Source organism: Belnapia sp. AC561, assembly GCF_979252845.1.
In genome coordinates this window covers 1-18,841 of the sequence record NZ_CEEDBP010000043.1, presented here as the reverse complement: position 1 = coordinate 18,841, position 18,841 = coordinate 1, and the positions used below count along the sequence as shown (strand labels likewise).

The following is an 18,841-nucleotide window of genomic DNA, read 5'->3' as shown; positions in this document are numbered from 1 at the left end:
TACCTGGGCAGTCTGGAGTCAGGTGGTGGCCTGAACTTATACCGGCAGTGTGGACATCGGATGAGCGTGACGAGGTCGGCGAACAACCGCGCCATGATGGCGCGGCGCACGGCAGGCAGGCTCGGCGATGGTGGCGGTCCTGGAACCTGACCCGGCATTTTTCCCCGACCCCGCCGGGCGCTGCCCGGCGAGGCGGAGGTGCTGCAGCCAGGCAAAGGCGATGCAGGTCATGAGGGCGTGTCGATGCAGGCCGGTCCAGGACCGGCCCTCGAAATGGCCCAAACCCAGTTCCTGCTTCAGTTGCTGGTGCGCCTGCTCGCAGACCCAGCGCGCCTTGATGGCCGCGGCCAGAGCGCGGAGCGAGGTCCGGGGCGGCAAGTTGGACAGGTAGTATTTCCGCTCGCCGCTCGAGCGCCACTCGCCCACCAACCAGACCTCATCGCCCGGCAGATGCTGGTTGTTGGCCCAGATCGCACCATCGCCGACCCGGATGCGGGTGGCGGCAAAGCGGGCGGCGAGCGGACCCTTGGTGCCCTGCCGCCAGGTCACTCGGCGCCAAGGCAGGTTGGCGAGCATCGCCTCCGCGTCCTGGGGTTCCTGGTCCGGCACCGGGCGTCGTTTGCGGCCGCCGGGCGGGACCAGCTGGACGTCAGCGCCATAGACCTTCTGGTGGCGCGGGATGCCCACCGCCCAGGTCAGGCCTCTCTCGCTCAAGCCCTGTCGGAATGCCGCGCTGGCGCCATAGCCGGCATCGGCCAGCACAATGCCGAACCGCACCCGGCCGGCGAGCAGCCGGTCCAGTTCGGCAAGTGCGATCTCGCCCTTGGCTCGGGCCACGATCTCCGCTTCCGGCACGCCGGCCGCCACGCAGCGCTCCGGGTCGTCGAGCCATTCCTTGGGCAGGAACAGACGCAGGCCGACTGGGACGGGCACCTCCGCGCCTGCCAGCGTCAGCGAGACCAACGCCTGGCAGTTCGCCCGCTTGCCCAGCTGCCCACAGTATTGCCGCGCCACACCGACCGAAAGCGTGCCCTTCTTCGGCAGCGCGGTGTCGTCGATCACCAGCGCCGCCTGCGGCCCACCCACCAGCCGGGCTGCCCGCTTGGCCAGCACCTGCCAGAGCGGGGCATCATCCCAAGCGGGGCTGGCAATGAAGTGCTGCAGTTGATCATGACCAGACAATCCCAAGCACGCCGCCATCGGCTGCAGGCTCTTGCGCTCGCTCGGGCCCAGCAGCCCGCGCAGGTAAAGCGGCGCCCAGAGCCGCCGCTTCTTGTGCCCGACCGCAGCCAGGAACGGCTCCAGCCAACTGTCCAGATCCGGCATCGTGCGGCCCATCGCACGCCTCCCCCCAAACCAAGCCGTCTCAGCCCAGCTCAGATAACGCACATCAGCAACAACAGTGCCCAGGTAGTGCTAGGCTGGCCAGATGCTCTGCGACGGCCCCGGCATTGCCGGTAACGCCACCCAACTGGCGGTCATGCCTCCTCCAACAAAGGTCTGCCAGCCGGCAGCATAGACCCGCGCGGCATGCACTGCCCGGGGGGCGCCGGGGGGCAGCTGTGGCGACGTGGCTGGTGATGGGCCCCTGCTTGGTTCGGCGACTGCTAGCGGCGTTGCACTGCCTGCTATCGATAAGGGAACGATCCGGATACTACAAACTGCAAGGTGAGGTTAACGGGATCTACATGAGCAGCCTCATATCAAGATATTGATATTAAATCGTTTTCCTCACCAAGCTGCGTTTTGGAACTTCTCATCCAGATTCTGTCCGCTCATCCTCCCTGCTCGCAAAGTCGTTTTTTTAATAAATGTTTCTTGATTTTAATAGCCGATCGGTAAGCCTCATAAGAGAACTTCGTTGATGGAGTTCGCTCTATGGTTATCAGCTCTGTTAGAAAAATCGTGCTGGGTCTTGAGGATCTCGCCGCCGCAGGTGTGATCAGTGACACCACCAGCCTCTACGACGCCGGCCTGTCATCTTTTGGCACGGTCAGCCTCATGCTGGCGCTTGAAAACGAGTTCGATATTCAGTTTCCGGACGCATTGCTGACCCGCGAAACTTTCGAAACCATCACATCCGTCGCAGGCGTGGTTGAAGTTCTACAGAGCCAGCGGCAGACCAGTGGCGATACTCCGTACATTCAGTCCGCGCAGGGCGAAGCCAATGCCGATGGCTGGTTTTTTGCGGCGGAGCCGGGACGATGAATGTTGTCCTCGCCGGAAGCCGGCCCTCAGCCGATTTTTTCCGCCGCGAGATCTTTGCTCGCGGCCTGCTGATTCCGACTGGGGTCGAAGGCCTCTACGGCCGCAGCGAGACCTTCGAGGGTATCGTCGAGGCGATAGACAAGCTCATTGGCCGGCTCAGCGCCGAGGACGGTGCAGAGATCATGCGCTTTCCACCCATCATGACTCGCACCGGCTTCGAAGCTAGCGGCTATTTCAAGAATTTTCCGCAGTTGACCGGCACGGTGCATTGCTTCTGCGGCGACGATCGAGACCACAGGCGCGTGCTGGAATGCGCCCCCGCCGAGGGCGGCTGGACGGCCGCGCAGGCAGCATCCGATGTCGTGCTGACGCCGGCTTCCTGCTATCCGGTTTATCCCGTCATCGCCAGCCGTGGCCGCTTGCCCGAAACAGGTTGGCTGGTAGATTCATCGTCCTACTGCTTTCGGCATGAGCCGTCAGTCGATCCAGCTCGCATGCAGATGTTCAGGCAGCGAGAGCAAGTCTGCTTCGGCTCACCCGATCGCATCCGCGCCTTCCAGGCGCATTGGATGGAGCGGGCGCTCGACATGTTCAGGCAGCTCGAACTGCCGGCCTTCACCGACTTGGCGAATGATCCGTTTTTCGGTCGGCCTGGCCAGCTCATGGCCAATGGTCAGCGCAGCCAGCGGCTGAAGTTCGAGATCTTGATGCCGGTCTCGGATCCCGACAAGCCGAGCGCCTGCGGCAGCTTCAACTACCATGTTGACCACTTCGCCGATGCCTACGGGTTGCAGGCCGCCGATGGATCGGTCGCGCATACCGGCTGTGCCGGTTTTGGACTGGAACGGATCGCACTCGCGCTGCTGCGCCAGCACGGCTTCGCACCGGACGCTTGGTCCACGTCGGTACGCCACGCGCTGTGGCCTAAGGGCTGACCGGATCACCTAGTCAAGGCGGATGGGACCAATGACTCCGGTTGTCTTCGGCGATTGTCGTGGCTGGTTCCATCCGGCATCGGGGGGAACGCCCAAGGACCGCGGTGTGGTCCTGTGCTCTCCCTTCGGCTACGAGGCGATCTGCACCTATCGCGGCTGGCGTGCGCTGGCGGAGCGGCTGGCTGCTGCGGGCATGCCCGTGCTTCGCTTCGACTATCCCAGCACTGGCGATTCCGCCGGTGATGATGCCCTTGGACGCGTACCCGCCTGGCTCGGCAGCATTGAGGCCGGCACCACATGGCTGCGCCAGCACGGCGGCGTCAGCCAGGTTGCGCTCTGTGGTTTGCGGTTGGGCGCGCTGCTGGCAGCCGAAAGCAGCGCGCGGCGTCCTGGCAGCGTCGATGCGCTGATCCTGTTGGCGCCAGTCATCTCGGGACGGATGTACCTGCGGGAGATCACCCTGGCCGCTGCCAGCGGCACGGATACGGCCCAGGATCCCGACTGGCTCGACAGCGTCGGCTTCCGCCTTCATGCCAGCGACGTTGCCGCGCTGCGCGGCCTCGACATCAACGGAGCCCTCGTCCGATCCGGGACTCCACAGCTCCTGGTGGCTGAGACCCCGAAACGCCCGGCATTCAATGCTGCGGCTTTGGCAGCGCTTGATGCCGCGGGCCTTGCTGTCGATCGCCTGGCCTTTACCGACCAGGACGCCTACCTCCGACACGCGCATCTGAGCCTGACGCCGGATGCGGTCTTCACTCAAGTGGTCGACTGGACAGCGGCCGGCGCGCCTTCCGGCTGCCCCTTGGTGCCACCTGCCGCCCCCGACCGACTTGCGTGCGAAGGCCCGGCGACGGAACGCATACTCCGCTTCGGCCACGCGGGACAATTGACCGGGGTGCTGTGCGAACCCGCGATGCCACTGCAACCATCTGGCCGGGTAGCGGTGCTGATGCTGAACACCGGCGCGAACCATCACATCGGCAACAGCCGCCTCGCGGTGCGCATGGCTCGAAGGTTTGCGGCGTCCGGAACCACCTCCCTCCGCATCGACCTCGGTGGCATCGGCGATAGCGACGAGACGGTGGCGTGGACGTACGCCGACCGTTCCACGCAGCTCTTCGACGACGCCGCGCTTGGAGATGTTCATGCCGCGCTCGACGCGCTCGAGCAGCGCGGTTTCTCCCGCTGCTTCGTCGTCGGGGTCTGTTCCGGCGCCCATCATGCCTTCCAGGCCGCTCTACGGGACCCTCGGATTGTCGGCCTCGCGCTGGCGAATCTGCCAGCCTTCGACCGCCAAGCTGGTGGCGCCCCGGCACTCGATGGCGGTCCGCCGCCGGGTGAGATCCCAGCATTACGCCGGCCACGCATGGCCATGCGCCGGCTGCGCGCGGAGGCCGACCGATTCATCGCCGAATATCTCGGCCTGGAGCTAGGCCTAGACCGTGCTGGGCAGTGGCTGCGCATGCTGCACTCACGCGGTGCCAGCGTGCTGCTGGCCTATAGCGCGGGTGATCGGTCTTTGCGGGAGCTGCGGGCGCATTTCGGCCGCGGGGGGCGGCATCTGCCGCGGCGTGGCGTCGCCGTCAGCAAGGTGCTGAGTGGCCGCGACCATTCGCTTAACTCACGCACCATGCAGATGGAATTCATTGGCATGATCGAGGAGCACCTCCGGCTGCATCATAGCTTGGCGCCAGAGGCGGCCGGCCAGCCGGGCGAGGTTGCGCCGGTCCCGCTGGCACGCCGCTTCGGCCTTGATCCGCGTCGGCTATCCCCTGCTCTGCAACTCTCAAGCCAGTCGACCCTAGTGGCGCCGCAGATCCGCCGCGGTAGCTTGCGGCACAACATTCAGTTCTGGAACATCGCGCCATGACCATCGTCCAGCCCTTTCGGTCGCTGCCGATCGACACACCGCGGCAGAGTAGCAGGGCCGGAGCAGGAGTTCAGATACCGGAGGCGATTGAGATCGCCCGCGTGGTGCTCGTGATCGGGTTAGTTTTTCTGCACTACTTCGCCTTTCCCAACAGCCGGACTTCACCCTTCACCGGGCTTGATCCGGCGCACCATCCCTTCGCCACCTTCGTCAACAGTTTCGTCCTGCTGTTCTTCTTCAGCGCGGTGCCTTTGCTTAGCGCCATCTCAGGTTGGTTGTTCTTCAACTTGGCCAGCAAACCGATGACGGTAATCCGGCGGCGAATCCGCGGACGCGTTTCCTCACTGCTGCTGCCGTTGGTTGTCTGGAACCTGCTGACGCTGTTGGTTGGGTACGCGCTGTATCGAGTGGCACCGACCACTGGGTTGCTTGGGGATTTCAATTTCAAATTCGGTCAGGCGAACCTCTTCGATTACGCAAACGCGGTTTTGGGCCTGACGCGGTTGCCCATCGCTTTTCAGTTCTGGTTCGTGCACGACCTGTTTCTGTCCGTGCTGGTCAGCCCACTGCTCTGGCTGATGCTGCGCAGCGCGCCGCTGCCATTTGCCGCCATACTCGGAGTAGCCTGGGTCGGCGAGTGGACCTTCGGTATCTTCGTCCGCACCGACGTCTTATTCTTCTTCTACCTTGGTGGCCTTTTCCGTCTGCGCAGCATACCGCTTGATATCGAATGGGTCTGGGCCAAGCGGCTGCTGCTGGCTTACTGCGTGCTTATGGCGGCGCGTGCACTGGCGCCTCTTATGATCGACCCCGCCGTTGGCGACAATCAGTACTGGCTGGATCTAGCGACCCGGTTGGCGCGTCCGCTCGGCGTGGTTGCCTGCTGGGGCCTGTGCTTACGACTGGTCGGTACCGGCCTTGGCGGGATACTGGCTCGCTATGGCGGCTTCGCTTTCTTCCTGCATGCAGCGCATTTTCCCATCATCGCCGGCGTTAAATTCGTCCTGTGGCGTGCGGTACCGGCGGAGACCGATGCATGGATGCTGGCCCATTACGCGGCCAGCGTGACCGTGACAATCGCCATCGCGGCGCTTGCCGCTGTGGCCATCTTCAAGGTTTCACCTGCGCTTTACAGTTTCCTAGCGGGCGGACGGAGGCTGGCATGAACAATGTCATGGCCGATCCTCTCGGCATCGCCGTCGACGCGACGCCGCGGCCACGGCCGGAGCGCCGGATCATGGCTGGCCGCAGCGTGACCCTTGAGCCGCTGAATGGGCAGCACGCGGCAGAGCTTTGGGCGGCAGCCCGGGATGCTCCTTCGAGCTGGACCTGGCTGCCCGTTGGGCCCTTCGCGGAATTCAATGCCTTCTCCGGCTATGCGCGTTTCATGGCGGCAAGCCAGGGCGAGATCGTGTGGGCCGTGCGTCCGCACGACCAGAACGGTCAACCGGGTCCTTCGGCAGGCTGGCTGGCGTTGCTGGATATCCGTCCTGGCGACGCGGCAATCGAACTTGGCAACATCTGGTTTCCTCCTGGGCTCGCGCGCAGCCGTGCAGCCACCGAGGCAATGTTCTTGCTGCTTGAGGAGGCATTCACGCTCGGCTACCGCCGCATGAGCTGGAAGTGCAACATCCTCAATTTTGCGTCTATGCGGGCGGCGGAACGGCTGGGTTTCACCCAAGAGGGAGTATTGCGGGCGCATATGGTGGTTCGCGGGCATCGCCGCGACACTGCCTACTTCTCGCTGCTTGATGAAGAGTGGCCGGCTCGCCGTGCGGCAATCAGTGCTTGGCTACAAGACGCTAATTTTGATTCCATGGGCCAAGCCATTCGGTCGTTGCAGCGGATGTCGGGGGACTGACGGCGTTGGTGCATGGATGTGAGAGTAGGCAGGACTGGCCCAGCCCTTCCAAAATTTAGCACTACTTGGGCACTTTTTTTGTGGTGTCGTGCGTTATCCGTGAACTGGTTTGCAGGGTTTGGCTTCCGGGAGGCGGGTATTGCCCGTGACGCGCAGGATCTGGGCATCTGGCTGGAGCCGTTCCTGAACAACCGAGTGGAGTGCTAGCCCTCCAGCGCGGCGATAGCGGCACTGGCGGCGGACTGAGCGAGGTTGAGCGCACGGGCCGCCTGCATGACGTGCCGCCGCTCGGCGACGGCCACAAAGACGCGGAGTTGCTCCAGCGTCATCCCGCGATGCCCAGTATCCGGATCAGCCCCAGGCTGACGATGCCCAGCGCCAGCAGCGACGCCGTGACCGCCACCACGACGCGCATCCCGGCACGCGCTACCACCCGCACGTCCACGCGCAGCCCGAGTGCCGCCATGGACAGCATCGTCAGCACGGTGGCGACGATGCTGACCGGTCCCAGCGCCGCCGCCGGGATCAGCCCGGCCGAGCGCATGCCGGCCATGCCCAGGAAGCCCAGGATGAACCACGGCACCAGCTGGTGGGCGGCGATGTGGCCGGGCTTCGGCCGGTCGCCGGCGGTCAGATGCGGCTGCGGCTCGTCCACCTCCTTCCGCAGGCGGCTTGTGACCAGCGACATGCACAGCACCACCGGCGCAAGCATCAGCACCCGCACCAGCTTGACCAGGGTGCCGATCTGGACCGCGACGACCCCGATTGGCGCCGTGGCCGCCAGCACCTGCGGCACGGCATAGACGGTCAGCCCGGCCAACACCCCGTATTGCAGCCCCGTCATGTGCAGCAGCGGCACCAGCAGCGCCAGCACGACGATGACGCCCAGCACGGCGGTGAAGGCGATGGAGGAGGCGATGTCCTCGCTGTCCGCACCGATCACCGGCGCCACGGCGGCGATGGCCGAGTTGCCGCAGATCGAGTTGCCGCAAGCCACCAGCATCGCCATGCGCCGCGGCAGCCGCAGCGCACGGCCGATGCCGTAGCTGAGCAGGATGGCGACTGCCACGACGCCTGCGATCCCCACCAGAAGGCCCGGCCCCGCCGCCATGATCGTCCCCAGGCTCAGCGAGGCGCCAAGCAGCACGACAGCGACCTCGAGTAGCGTCTTGGCCGCGAAGGTGACGCCCGCATGCCAGCGTGCGCCGGGCGTCCAGGCGGTGCGGACCGCAGTGCCGATCAGGATCGCCAGCACCAGCGCCTCCAGCCAGGCCCGGCCGAACACCACCTCCTCGGCCGCCTGCAGGGCCATGGCGGCCAGGGTGACGGCGGCGCACAGAAGCAGGCCGGGCAGCAAGCCCGTGGCGCTGCCGGCCAGCGTATGGGGCAGCGACGGCCTGGCAGATGCCGTGGGCGGCACAGGAAGGTTTGGGACGGAACGGTGTGGAACGGCGAGGTCTGCCATGGTGCGGCCTTCGGTCTGATGGCCGCAACCTGGCCTGCGCCGACCCATCTTACCGACGCAGAACTACGCTGGAATCAATCGAAAAATGCGATCGATTTGGGCTGCCAAGCCCATCTGATGTGGTGAAGGCATGTGATAACCGTCCTGACGTCCTCCCCGGATGCCAGCGGCGATGGCGTCGGTGACGGATGTGGGATTCTTGAGCAGCGCCGTCACCTGACCGGCATCTCATCAGGTGCAGCGGGCCGTTCGGAACAATCTTCGGCCGCCGCCCGGCCAAGCTGCGTCGGCTTGAGGTCGCATGTGCCGGACCTTGCAGCACTTGCCCAAGCAGCCGCGGAGCATGATGGCGCCGCGGCCCGGTCGGCGCCGATCGAGCCGCGGGCGCGATCGATGATCCCGCGCCGGGCCCAGTCGGCGCTGGCGAGATCGCCCGGCCTGGGCCGCTCAGACCCGCCCCATCTGGCGCCTGACCGCGTCGGCCAGCGAGTGCAGCGCCGCCGCCGGAAGGGCACCGACCAGGCTGTAGCCATTCCCCTCCGAAGCCCAGGTGAGGGCCCCGACCGGACCTTGTGCGCGATGCGCCATCGGCGTGTCCCGATCCATGGCCATTCCGCGCGTGAGCAGCACCAGGCGCGTGCCACGATCGTCGTCGAACATGAACATCGCGGCCGGGCCCTGCGGCGTCGGGACCACCCGCCCACCCATCAACCGGTAACCGGAGGCCGATAGGTCGGGCGGCGCGACCGGACGGCCGAGCCGGTCCGATGCCCAGGCGACGAGCTCGGCCCGGCTGTCCGCGCGCAACTCCACCGGGCGCTGGCGATCGGCGACGTAGGTCGCGTAGCTGTCCGTTGCCTGCTGCGACAAGGCCGCGATGCCCCAAGTGCGTTCCTGGGCTTCCGACGTCGTCAGCCCGTGCAGGCCCCAGCCGCCGGCTCCCCCAAGGCCGAGCACCAGCAGGGCGACCGCCGCCACGCGCCAACCAGCCAGGGCGGGGCGGTGGCGCGCCGCGATCAGCCGCCCGATCCCCAGCTCGGGCGGCAGGGGCTCCTGCGCGACGGGTGCCAATGCCTCGCGCAGGGCAGCCCTTTGGCTGCGATAGCCCGCGACGCGTGCCGCCACCTCGGGATGCAGGGCGAGATAGGCCTCCACCTCCACTTGGCGCGACGCATCGAGCGCGAGGTCCACCAGCCCGTGCAAATCCTCCTCGGTGACCGGGCGCGTGCTCATTTGACCCTCCTGAGATGAGAGGCGACAGCCGGTTCGGCCTTGGCTACGCCCTCCATGGCCTGCCGCAGCCTTTCCCGCCCGCGGGACAGCCTCGACATCACCGTGCCGATGGGGATCTTCAACACCTCGGCCACCTCGACATAGGAGAGATCCTCAACGGATACGAGCAGGAGCACGATGCGCTGCTCCTCTGGCAGGCTCTCCAAGGCACGCAGCAGGTCGCGGTGCTGCAAACCATGCTCCTGGGCCGGAGGGACGGAGCCGACGGCGTCGGCGTCGTCCGGCGGCAGATGCAAGCCGCGCCGACTGGATTGGCGGACCCGGTTGAGGGCCAGGTTGTGTACGATGGCGAAGAGCCAGCTGCGCGCGTTGCCGTCGGCCCGGCGCTGGTGCCACCGGCCGATGGCCCGTTCCAGCCCGTCCTGCACGAGATCGTCGGCGGCGCTGCGGTCGCGCAGGAGGGCACGGGCATAACGGCGCAGGGCGGGGATCAGCGGCTCGATGAGCTGCGCTATGTCGTTCATCTGGAAAGGCCCCGATCGTGAGAAGGGCCCGCCCGGCACAGGGGCGGGCCCGCCGCATCAGTGCTGCTGTACCTGCACGGGGGCACTCAGCCCATTCACACCGCCGGGGGCGATGACGAGGTAGCGCCGTGCCGGCTGCGCCCCGCGCGCCGCCGCCCCGTTCCCCAGCACCTGCCGGATCGGGCCCACCGTGTTCACGATGGCCGAGCCGGCGGGATTGGTCATGAAGGCGGCCAGCGGCTGCAGCGTGCCGTGCCCGTCAGCATGGTCCGACAAAGCCAGGGTATAGGGCTTGCCCGGCTCGAGGCCGGTGACGGCGGCCTGCAGCACCTGGGTCAGCCCCTGGTCGAAGAGCGAGACGCTCGTCGGCATGCCGGGATGGGCGGGTGCGCTCAGGCTCAGATGTACGGTCTGGCCGGCCAGACCTAGCGGCTGGAGGTTGGCACGGCCGTCGCCCTCCGGCACCGCATCCGGCACATAGGCCAGCGCCTGCGGCGCTTGCCCGATCGGGACGTTGGCGATGACCGTGTTCGTCGCGGTGTCGATCACCGCGAGCGCGTCGGCATTCTCCAGCCCTACATATATCCGACTGCCGTCGCCGGACGGCCAAAGCCCGTGCGGGAGCTTGCCGACCGGAATGGTGGCAACAGGGGAGAAGTCGTCCGTTCGCAGCACCTTCACCTCGTTCAACCCGCCCACGGTGACGTAGGCGAAGCTGCCACGCGCCGTACTGGCGAAGTTCACATGGTTGGTGATCGGGCCCGTCTCCATCGTGTGGAGGATGTTGAACGGTGGGCGGGCATTGAACACCATGGTCCGGCCGACATCCTTCAGCGTCATCCAGACCTGGGTGCCGTCCGGCGTCGCTGCGATGTTCGGGCAGAACGGGCTCTCCTGCTTGACCCGCCCGACGATCTCGTGGCTGCCGGTGGCGATCACCACCGTCTCAGGGTTGAAAGAGGAGCAGACATAGCCGTATGCCCCATCGGGCGAGAAGATCGTCATGCCCGGGCCGGCCAGCACGCGGATGCGGGTCTTCTCCTCATAGGTGTTCACGTCGAGCACGGAGACATAGTCTTCCCCGCGCACGGTGACCCAGACCTCGGAACCGTCCGGCGTGAAGAAGGCCTCGTGCGGAGCGCGGCCGACATAGGTGGTGTGCTTCACCGCATTCGTCTTGGTGTCGATGAAGGTGACGGAATTGCTGCCGATCGAGACCACGGCGAGCGTGCGGTGGTCGGGCGAGAAGCCCATGCCGTGCACGAGCACCTGGCCATGATAGAGCGGACTGAGGTTGCCCGGCTGCGGATCCCCGAGCCGGATGACGCCGAGCAGTGTGTTGCTGGCAGGATCGGTGACGGAGACGGTGTTGGAGAACTGCTCCGCCGCATAGACGCGGTCCTGGTTCGACAAGGGGCGATCGGTCGCCGCAGCGGAACCGGGGGCCTGCCCGGCCCAGGCGCCGGCCGAGAGAAGGCTGCCGCCAAGGCAGACGGTGGCCAGAAGACGATGTTTCACGGGATCTGTCCTATCGCGTGGAGAGGGAAGTGGCTTGGGTGGGAGCCGGGGCCGAAGGCGGCGGTGCCAAGCCGAGGGCGAGTTGCATAGCCGCGATCTCCTGCTGCTGGGTGACGACGATCTCCTGAGCCAGGCGCCGCAGCTGCTCGTTCCCACCGTGGCGGAGATAGATCACGGCCATGTCCATGGCGCCCTGGTGGTGTGGTGTCATCATCGCAACGAAATCGCGGTCGATATCGCCCATGGGAGGGACGGCCATGCCCTCCATCATCTTCGCCATGGCGGCCTCGTTCTCGGCGAGGAAGGGGCTCTCGCTCGCGGGAGCCGCTGCCGGCGTGGGGTGATGATGCCCCTCATGCGCCAGGGCGGGAGTACCCGCGAGCGCGGCTATCACCGCAAAGCCTGCGCCGATCCAGCGCATGAAAGTCCAACTCTCCATTGCGGCTCGATCCCCTGCTGCTGGTTCTGATGAGGAGGACACCGACAGGCCACGGTTATTCCCACTCCTGTGCAGATAAACTGTTTTACCCAAAATTGTGGGCAGCGTTTGGTTGCGGAAAGCACCCAGCTTCTAAATCGAAACTTATGCCAATCCCGTTTCGGCAGGCGGACCACGGTGAACGACTGGCGTGAACTGCGGTTGTGACAACGCTCAGCGGAGATCCGACGCTTTACTAGCGAGAGCCTGATTTGAGCGCGCGCTGCATGATGACCCGCTGGTCTGTCCGCTTTGGTAGCGGGGCCGAACGCCTGGAGGGGCAGTCGGCACCATCGATCAGATTTGGGTCAGTCCACCGTCGACGAACAATTCCGCCCCGTTGATAAAGCTCGCGTCGTCGGACGCCAGGAACAGCACAGCCTTGGCGATCTCTTCCGGCTGGCCGACCCGGCCAGCCGGGATTTGGGTGGCAAGAAATCCCTTGATGCCCTGTGCCTGATCGCCCCCCCCGAACACATCGGTCAGCCCGGTCGTCTCGGTCGGCCCTGGGCTGACCACGTTCACGCGGATGCCACGCTCCTTGAGGTCGAGGATCCAGCTCCGCGCCAAGTTGCGCACGGCGGCCTTGCTCGCGCCGTAGACACTAAACGCGGGGGTTCCCGACGATCCGGCATTGGAGCTGGTGAGAACGATCGACGCACCGTCTTTGAGAAGCGGCAGCGCCTTTTGTACGGTGAAAATCGTGCCCTTCACATTCGTATCGAACGTCCGTTGATAGTGCTCCTCGGTGATTGCGCCGAGCGGGAGCATGTCGCCGCCACCGGCATTGGCAAAGAGGACGTCGATCTGGGAATGCTGCTGCTGGACGGCGTCATAGACCCGGTCGATGTCGGCGAGTTTGGACATATCGGCGCGCACGCCCGTAACCCGGCTGCTAATCTGCTTCACTGCGGCGTCCAGCACCTCCTGGCGCCGCCCGGTGATGAACACCGCAGCACCCTCCGCGACGAACGCCTTGGCAGCGGCAAGCCCGATGCCGCTGGTCCCACCGGTGACGACGACGACCTTGTTTTTGAACCGATCCGTCATTGTATGTCTCCTGTGACTTGGCGGTGAAGCACCGCTGACCCACAGATGCCGCCGTCACGGGGTTGCGTGTAGGCGGCACCTTCGGCACCTAGCGTTCTACGAAAGGAACGCTGATGCGCACCGACCTGAACGATTTGGCCTATTACGCAGAGGTGGTCAGCCATGGGGGCTTTGCCGCAGCGGGCCGCGCGCTGCGGGAGCCGAAGTCGAAGCTCAGCCGCCGCGTTGCCGGCCTTGAGGACCGGCTCGGGCTACGTCTGATCGAGCGATCCAGCCGACGTTTTCGAGTGACCGAAACCGGTCAGGCGTTTTACGAGCGGTGTCGGGCGATGCTGGCTGAGGCCGATCAGGCCGAAGCCCTGGTGATGCAAGCGCGGGCCGAACCGCACGGTCGCATCCGGTTCAGTTGCCCCACTGGCATGGTTGCGCCAGTGTCCGACCTGATCACGTCGTTTCTCGCACGCTACCCTAAGGTGCAGCTGCAACTCATCGCCACAGACCGAGGTATCGATCTCATCGACGAGAAGATCGATCTGGCGCTGCGGGTGCGAGCGGCCCTGACCACCGATGCGGAGCTCACGGTTCGGTCGCTGGGTCAATCAATCCGGATACTCGTTGCCAGCCCGCAACTCGCAAGCGGCATTGGCTCGGTCGAGCAGCTTGCGACCCTGCCGACGCTGTCGACAAATGAAGAACATGACGTGGTGGACTGGGATCTGGAGACGGGCGACGGGCGGAAACAGACCGTCCGTGTCGAGCCGCGCCTCGGCTGCACGGACATGGATCAGCTCATGGCAGCCGCCTTGGCCGGGCTGGGCGTTGCGCTATTGCCGGACCGTGTTTGTCGTCCGGCACTGGATGCCGGACGCTTGGTTCGTGTGCTGCCCGCTTGGCACGCTCAGATCGGGATTGTCCACCTCGTGTTCACAACGCGGCGCGGTCTGCCTCCAGCAGTGCGTGCGCTGATCGACCACTTGGTGCAAGATTTTCCGCCCGCGATCGCAGTCAGCCGGAGCTGATCAGCCCCCATCGAGTGGTTTAAACGCAATTTGGAGCGCGAAGTGGTCGGGATGATCGCTTTGGCCGAATCAGCGGCCATCGCTTGTGCCGTTAAATCCTGGGTCGGCGGCAGGTGGCAACTCCATTCAAACGCCGAGGCCAGTTCAGTCGCCAGCTTGCAAAGAAATCGCACTGTTCGATCCGTACGCAAAAGCCATGCGGAGTGCCGCTATTCCGACTTCGGTCAGGCGATAGACGTCACGGCTTTCCCGTTCGAACCAGCCGTAGACGTTGCGCAGCATCAGGGTAGTGGCGTCGGGTGCGATCGAGTGCAAGGCTTTGGTGCTGACCGGCCCTGCGGCCATGGCGGTGGCGCAGGCCAGAGCCCGTTGCCGGTAAGCAGTGAGAATGGGCCTACGCGTTGAGTCGCCCTGAGCTGGGTTACCCTGCCGGCGCCGGTGTTCCAGCACCAGCTGGCTGCGACGCTTGGCATTCGGCCAGGGACGGTAGGGTGCCGGCTCGGCCAGGACCTCGACGGCCTGACGAGCCTGCGGCCAGTCGCCTTGACGATGTTCATGCGGCGCTCTCCTCGCCGATCCTGTGATCTGTCCGTGCCCGGAGTGTGATGGTCCCAAAGTCCTCATCCTGGTCCATGTCGAGGGTGGCGTCGCGGGCGAGCTCGAGGCTGGCGACCAGGGTGCTGGCCAGCGCCGCCCGCAGCCGCAGCCGACGCCGTGCCGCGTCGACCGGGATCGGCGGCAGGCAATCAGCAAGCGGCAGTCCGTCAGGCTGTCGATCGAGCTGCCGGGTGATGTGCTCGATGGCTTCCGGCACGCGCCAAAGCTCGAGCGGCGCCGGCTGGTAGGCGGGGGCATGGGCCGGCTGTCCCTCCTTGCCTTCGAGCATGGCGAGCGTTGCCTCAAGGAAGGCGACGTAAAGCTCCGCTTCGGGCCTAGCCTGCCGCTCCACCTGCCCCTAGGCAACGACCCGCAGGCCGAGCTGCGGCCGGGCGCTGAGCCAGTCGGCGGCGGCGCGCATGCGCGCCAGCTCGGTCAGCTGGCCCAGCCGCCGGGTTGCCTCGGCCGCGGCGGCCGCGGCCACGGCGGGGCTCTCCGGGCAGAGCAGCCTTGCCTTGAGCAGGACGAGGTCGCTGGCCGCGACTAAATGTTTAGTCCCGGCATTTGGTGGAGCGGATTGAGGGTGAAGCGTTCCGGCTGGTTCTATCAAAACTCACGTCAACCTGACGACGTGAGGTGAAGGCCGAGTCAGCCTATGCCGCGGCGAGAATGGCGAGCACACGACTGGCACGGCGAAGGTGAAGCAGACGACGACGGCGAGCAGAGGCGTATTGGTTGTGGCGGGTGCAGGGGCGAAGCAGTTTGCGGAGCTCGTCATAGCTTCGACAGAAGCGCTCCGCTAATGTGAAGTTCTCGAAGCCGCGCATACACCTTGTCCGACCTTTGACGCCCCGGTGGTCTTGTTCCAGCCTGACCTTTCCCCAGTTTGAGTAGACACGGGTTACGGCCTACGCGGCCGCGGCGAGTTGTTCCATGTCGGCTGGTGTTTTGTAGCCAATGGCCGAATGCAGGCGGGTCCGGTTGTAGAAAGCTTCGAGGAAGCTGATGAGGGTGGATTTGGCATCCTTCCGGGTCAAAAACGGCCCGTCCATACTTGCTATGAAATACTATGCCGAATTTATAAAAAATGATATATAAACACAATTTTTAGGCAGACATAAATGCCACTTCTTCTTCCAATGCGCGTAATGAAGATTGCTGTTCGCGCATAAGTTGGTTTTTTGGCAACGTTCTCTTTACACTGCCATTCGGTGCTCCGCTGAAGGCATGTGTATGAAGACCTCGGGTAGTAAAGTCAGAGGTTGGCAGGTGATACCCTTCACCCTTGCCATATCAGCAGGCTTCTGCGGCCTGGTCGGCGCGACCTTGGTGGAGGCTCGTAGCGACAACTGGAACCGTGCCAGCCAGTCAGCTCGCAACCTTGCCCAGGCCATCTCCGACGACTTGCAGCGCACTGTCGAGAGCCTCGACCTGTCCATCCGCGGGGTCGCCGATAATAGCCAAGTTCCTGGGGTCATGAACCTCAGCGCCGAATACCGCGACATGATTCTGTTCGACCGCGCGGCGACGGCCAAGAGCCTTGGTTCCCTGATGCTGCTTGATGCCAACGGCGCGCCGGTGGCCTTTGCCCAGTCGGGCCGTGAGCTGCCCGCCAGCCTGGCTGAGCGCCAATACTTCAGCGAGCACCTTAGCAACGCCACCCGCGGCCTCTATGTCAGCGAGCCATTCCGTAGTCGTTTCAGCGGTGAGCAGACCATTGCCCTGAGCCGCCGGATAAATGCAGCGGATGGCAGCTTTAGCGGCGTTGCGGTCGGCACCATACGATTGACTGCCATTCACCAGCAGTTCGCCAAAATGGATATTGGCCCCCACGGCACCATCACCCTGTTCCATACCGATGGCGCCGTCGTCATGCGGGTGCCGTACCTGGACGCTTATATCGGTAGCGATGTGAGCGGTTCGGAGACGTACCGTCGAGCTCTGGTTCTGGAGACCGGTCAGTTCGTCGCCAACTCCAATATCGACGAGGTTAGTCGACTACACAGTTTCACCAAGGTCGGTTCCACCCCGCTCCGCGTTGCCGTCTCTCTCTCAGTGCAAGATATCGAAGCTGGGTGGTGGCGGCATGCTACCCTGGTTGGCTCGGGTGCTTTGGTCATCGTCGCCACACTGATGCTGGCCGCTTGGCGCCTGCTCCGGGAGTTGCGCAAACGCCAGGAAGCCGAGGCCGCCACCCAGGAAAGCGAAGCCAGCTTCCGCCTTCTGGCCGAGAACTGCAGCGACATGGTCTGTCGCATAAGTCCAGACGGAGTGCGCCGCTACGTCTCGCCCGCTTCCCATCGCCTGCTTGGCAAGGCGCCGGAACAGCTGGTCGGCAGCCGGTCCCAGGAGGACATCCACCCCAACGATATCGAAGCGGTCCGGCAGGCCACCCAACCACCAGCCGGGACGGCAACCGAGGATGCCACCATCACCTACCGGGTGCGGCGGGCCGATGGCTCATGGATCTGGGTGGAGTCGGCCCTGCACGTGGTCCATGACCCGACAACGGGACAACCCGATGGCATGGTCACCGTCTCCCGCGACGTGACCGAACGCAAGAAGGTCGAGAACGAGCTGGCTCGTCTGGCGACCCTCGACGGGCTGACCGGCATCGCCAACCGCCGCAGCCTGGATGAGACCCTGGAGCGGGAATGGCGGCGATGCGCCCGAGCCGAACTGCCGCTCTCCCTGCTGCTGGTGGACATCGACAAGTTCAAAGCGCTGAACGACAGTCAGGGTCACCAAAAGGGCGACGAGTGCCTGCGCCAGGTGGGCACCATCATCGGCAGCACTGTTCGCCGTGCCAGCGACTTCTCTGCCCGCTACGGCGGTGAGGAGTTCGCTGTCCTATTGCCGGAGACTGATGCCGACGGGGCCTCCGCTGTGGCTGAGCGAGTGCGGGCCGAAGTTGAAGCCCTCTGCTTGCCCAATGAGGCCAGTGGCATGCCAGGTGGAGTCATCACTGTCAGCGTCGGCGGGGCCACGCTCTGGCCGGTCCCTGGCGAGGAAAGGACCGGTCCTGTTGCCCTCATCCATATGGCTGACCAATGTCTCTATCAGGCCAAGCGCGGAGGTCGTAACCGCATCGCGCACGACAGCATTTCCTTCCAGATAATCAGCCCAGTCACGTCGGCAGACTCAGCGAGGGCCACTGGATAATCCGTCACACCAGAGCGCCGGGCTGAAACCAGAGGCGCTAGGGCGGCGGCAGGCGGAGCGGCATGCGGAAGTTGAAGCGGGTTTCTTCCCGGAAGGAAGTTATCTTCATCTTGCCACCATGCGCTTCAGCGATCTGGTGGACGATGTAGCGACCAAGGCCCAAGCCCTCCTGGTTGGGACGGTGGGCGCCGCGGGCGAAGGGTCGGAATATGCTGTCCCGTATCGACAGGGGAATTGGCTCACCCGCGTTGCTGACGGTGACCTCAAACCAAATGCCACTGGTCGTGGCCATCATACGCACAGGCTGGTCCGGTGCGGTGTGGACCAAGGCATTTGACAGCAGATTTGAGGCCCGTTGCGCTATCCGACGACTGTCGCAGTTCACCGGTTGGGTCAGGGCAAACTCCGTCTCGATTTGCCGGTGGGGCATGCTTATCCGTAGCTCGTCCGCCACCTGCGCCAAAGCCTCCTCAACAGGGGCATTGTCACGGCGGTCGATGTTCAAGCCGCCACCGAGGCGGCTCCTGGCAAAATCCATCACGTCATTGATGAGACCCGCCATGCGGCCGACGCTGCCCTGCACCATGAGAACGAGCGACTTGGCATTATCGTCGAGTGGCTGTTTTGCGAGCAGCCGCACGCCGCCACTGATGGCAGCCAATGGTTGCGCAAATCATGACCGAGCACGGCGATGAACTGTTCACGGAGCGACGCCGTGGCCCGCTCATCGAGCAGGTGGCTTTGACCGAGTGCATCCGGTCGAGGGCGCTCAGGTGGTCGCCGATGATTTGCGCGAACATCTCTAACATCGCCACCGTTTCGGGCGTGTTCAGGCGGTGCGCCTTAGTGTCCATCCGGGAACAGATCGAGTTATCTGAATCGGTTGTGATTGGCTTCCGGGGGCGGGTGGAGGAAGAA

Annotated in this window: 21 protein-coding genes and 1 pseudogene; 8 read left to right on the top strand and 14 right to left on the bottom strand. The window is 64.8% G+C overall.

Annotated features, from left to right (window positions below):
- Positions 1-36: 36 nt before the first annotated feature.
- On the bottom strand, positions 37-1,338 hold the full coding sequence (locus AC0IW9_RS25710) for an IS701 family transposase (protein ID WP_471651146.1): 1,302 nt from the start codon (positions 1,336-1,338) through the stop codon (positions 37-39).
- A 540-nt stretch (positions 1,339-1,878) separates the two neighbouring features.
- Here AC0IW9_RS25710 and AC0IW9_RS25705 point away from each other — a divergent pair.
- Genes AC0IW9_RS25705 through AC0IW9_RS25685 form a run of 5 tightly spaced genes read left to right on the top strand, consistent with a single transcriptional unit; the run spans position 1,879 to position 6,877 of the window.
- Positions 1,879-2,208 carry an acyl carrier protein gene (locus AC0IW9_RS25705; protein WP_471651145.1) on the top strand — a complete coding sequence of 110 codons (330 nt, stop codon included), beginning with the start codon at positions 1,879-1,881 and terminating at the stop codon, positions 2,206-2,208.
- Positions 2,205-3,143, top strand: a complete 939-nt coding sequence (locus AC0IW9_RS25700) for an amino acid--[acyl-carrier-protein] ligase (RefSeq protein WP_471651144.1) — start codon at positions 2,205-2,207, stop codon at positions 3,141-3,143. Before AC0IW9_RS25705 ends, AC0IW9_RS25700 begins: the two co-directional genes overlap by 4 nt.
- Before the next feature lie 31 nt (positions 3,144-3,174).
- Entirely contained in the window at positions 3,175-5,016 is a 1,842-nt protein-coding gene (locus tag AC0IW9_RS25695; protein ID WP_471651143.1) for a serine aminopeptidase domain-containing protein, read from the top strand.
- Positions 5,013-6,182 (top strand): acyltransferase family protein, encoded by a 1,170-nt coding sequence (locus tag AC0IW9_RS25690; RefSeq protein WP_471651142.1) that lies wholly within the window; start codon positions 5,013-5,015, stop codon positions 6,180-6,182. The genes AC0IW9_RS25695 and AC0IW9_RS25690 overlap by 4 nt, the downstream gene beginning before the upstream one ends.
- Positions 6,179-6,877 (top strand): GNAT family N-acetyltransferase, encoded by a 699-nt coding sequence (locus AC0IW9_RS25685; RefSeq protein WP_471651141.1) that lies wholly within the window; start codon positions 6,179-6,181, stop codon positions 6,875-6,877. Before AC0IW9_RS25690 ends, AC0IW9_RS25685 begins: the two co-directional genes overlap by 4 nt.
- A 209-nt stretch (positions 6,878-7,086) precedes the next feature.
- Here AC0IW9_RS25685 and AC0IW9_RS25680 read toward each other — a convergent pair.
- The 8 genes and pseudogenes from AC0IW9_RS25680 to AC0IW9_RS25645 all read right to left on the bottom strand — a co-directional run.
- Positions 7,087-7,206, bottom strand: a pseudogene (locus AC0IW9_RS25680) (LysR family transcriptional regulator); the annotation flags it as partial.
- Positions 7,203-8,234, bottom strand: a complete 1,032-nt coding sequence (locus AC0IW9_RS25675; protein ID WP_471651140.1) for a YeiH family protein — start codon at positions 8,232-8,234, stop codon at positions 7,203-7,205. The gene AC0IW9_RS25675 and the pseudogene AC0IW9_RS25680, both read right to left, overlap by 4 nt.
- Positions 8,235-8,405: 171 nt before the next feature.
- Positions 8,406-8,558, bottom strand: coding sequence for a hypothetical protein (locus AC0IW9_RS25670; RefSeq protein ID WP_471651139.1), 153 nt, complete (start codon positions 8,556-8,558; stop codon positions 8,406-8,408).
- Positions 8,559-8,789: 231 nt separating this feature from the next.
- Complete coding sequence (locus AC0IW9_RS25665) at positions 8,790-9,575, bottom strand: anti-sigma factor family protein (RefSeq protein ID WP_471651138.1); 786 nt, start codon at positions 9,573-9,575, stop codon at positions 8,790-8,792.
- Positions 9,572-10,099: an RNA polymerase sigma factor gene (locus tag AC0IW9_RS25660; protein WP_471651137.1), complete on the bottom strand. Its 528-nt coding sequence runs from the start codon at positions 10,097-10,099 to the stop codon at positions 9,572-9,574. Before AC0IW9_RS25660 ends, AC0IW9_RS25665 begins: the two co-directional genes overlap by 4 nt.
- 57 nt (positions 10,100-10,156) lie before the next feature.
- Positions 10,157-11,617 carry a YncE family protein gene (locus AC0IW9_RS25655; RefSeq protein ID WP_471651136.1) on the bottom strand — a complete coding sequence of 487 codons (1,461 nt, stop codon included), beginning with the start codon at positions 11,615-11,617 and terminating at the stop codon, positions 10,157-10,159.
- 10 nt (positions 11,618-11,627) lie between these two features.
- Positions 11,628-12,038, bottom strand: coding sequence for a DUF305 domain-containing protein (locus AC0IW9_RS25650; protein WP_471651135.1), 411 nt, complete (start codon positions 12,036-12,038; stop codon positions 11,628-11,630).
- A 354-nt stretch (positions 12,039-12,392) separates the two neighbouring features.
- Complete coding sequence (locus tag AC0IW9_RS25645; RefSeq protein WP_471651134.1) at positions 12,393-13,145, bottom strand: SDR family NAD(P)-dependent oxidoreductase; 753 nt, start codon at positions 13,143-13,145, stop codon at positions 12,393-12,395.
- Between the two features lie 113 nt (positions 13,146-13,258).
- Here AC0IW9_RS25645 and AC0IW9_RS25640 point away from each other — a divergent pair, with 113 nt between their 5' ends.
- Entirely contained in the window at positions 13,259-14,164 is a 906-nt protein-coding gene (locus AC0IW9_RS25640; RefSeq protein ID WP_471651133.1) for a LysR substrate-binding domain-containing protein, read from the top strand.
- 144 nt (positions 14,165-14,308) lie between these two features.
- Here the strand turns inward: AC0IW9_RS25640 and AC0IW9_RS25635 are convergent, their stop codons facing one another.
- The 4 genes from AC0IW9_RS25635 to AC0IW9_RS25620 all read right to left on the bottom strand — a co-directional run bounded on the left by AC0IW9_RS25635 (position 14,309) and on the right by AC0IW9_RS25620 (position 15,813).
- Positions 14,309-14,788, bottom strand: coding sequence for a DUF2161 family putative PD-(D/E)XK-type phosphodiesterase (locus AC0IW9_RS25635; protein ID WP_471651132.1), 480 nt, complete (start codon positions 14,786-14,788; stop codon positions 14,309-14,311).
- The gene (locus AC0IW9_RS25630) at positions 14,718-15,050 is read right to left on the bottom strand and encodes a hypothetical protein (protein WP_471651131.1); all 333 of its coding nucleotides are present in this window, start codon (positions 15,048-15,050) and stop codon (positions 14,718-14,720) included. Before AC0IW9_RS25630 ends, AC0IW9_RS25635 begins: the two co-directional genes overlap by 71 nt.
- A gap of 69 nt (positions 15,051-15,119) precedes the next feature.
- Positions 15,120-15,245 carry a hypothetical protein gene (locus AC0IW9_RS25625; RefSeq protein ID WP_471651130.1) on the bottom strand — a complete coding sequence of 42 codons (126 nt, stop codon included), beginning with the start codon at positions 15,243-15,245 and terminating at the stop codon, positions 15,120-15,122.
- 424 nt (positions 15,246-15,669) lie between these two features.
- The gene (locus AC0IW9_RS25620; protein WP_471651129.1) at positions 15,670-15,813 is read right to left on the bottom strand and encodes a hypothetical protein; all 144 of its coding nucleotides are present in this window, start codon (positions 15,811-15,813) and stop codon (positions 15,670-15,672) included.
- Between the two features lie 181 nt (positions 15,814-15,994).
- Here AC0IW9_RS25620 and AC0IW9_RS25615 point away from each other — a divergent pair, with 181 nt between their 5' ends.
- Positions 15,995-17,923, top strand: coding sequence for a diguanylate cyclase (locus tag AC0IW9_RS25615; RefSeq protein ID WP_471651128.1), 1,929 nt, complete (start codon positions 15,995-15,997; stop codon positions 17,921-17,923).
- A 37-nt stretch (positions 17,924-17,960) separates the two neighbouring features.
- On the opposite strand, the gene AC0IW9_RS25610 is transcribed toward AC0IW9_RS25615, so the two are convergent.
- A complete protein-coding gene (locus AC0IW9_RS25610; protein WP_471651127.1) occupies positions 17,961-18,584 on the bottom strand; it encodes a sensor histidine kinase in 624 nt (207 codons plus the stop codon).
- A gap of 14 nt (positions 18,585-18,598) precedes the next feature.
- On the opposite strand from AC0IW9_RS25610, the gene AC0IW9_RS25605 reads away from it, so the two are divergent.
- Positions 18,599-18,841 (top strand): hypothetical protein (locus tag AC0IW9_RS25605; RefSeq protein ID WP_471651126.1); only part of this gene is annotated, 243 nt, incomplete at its 3' end.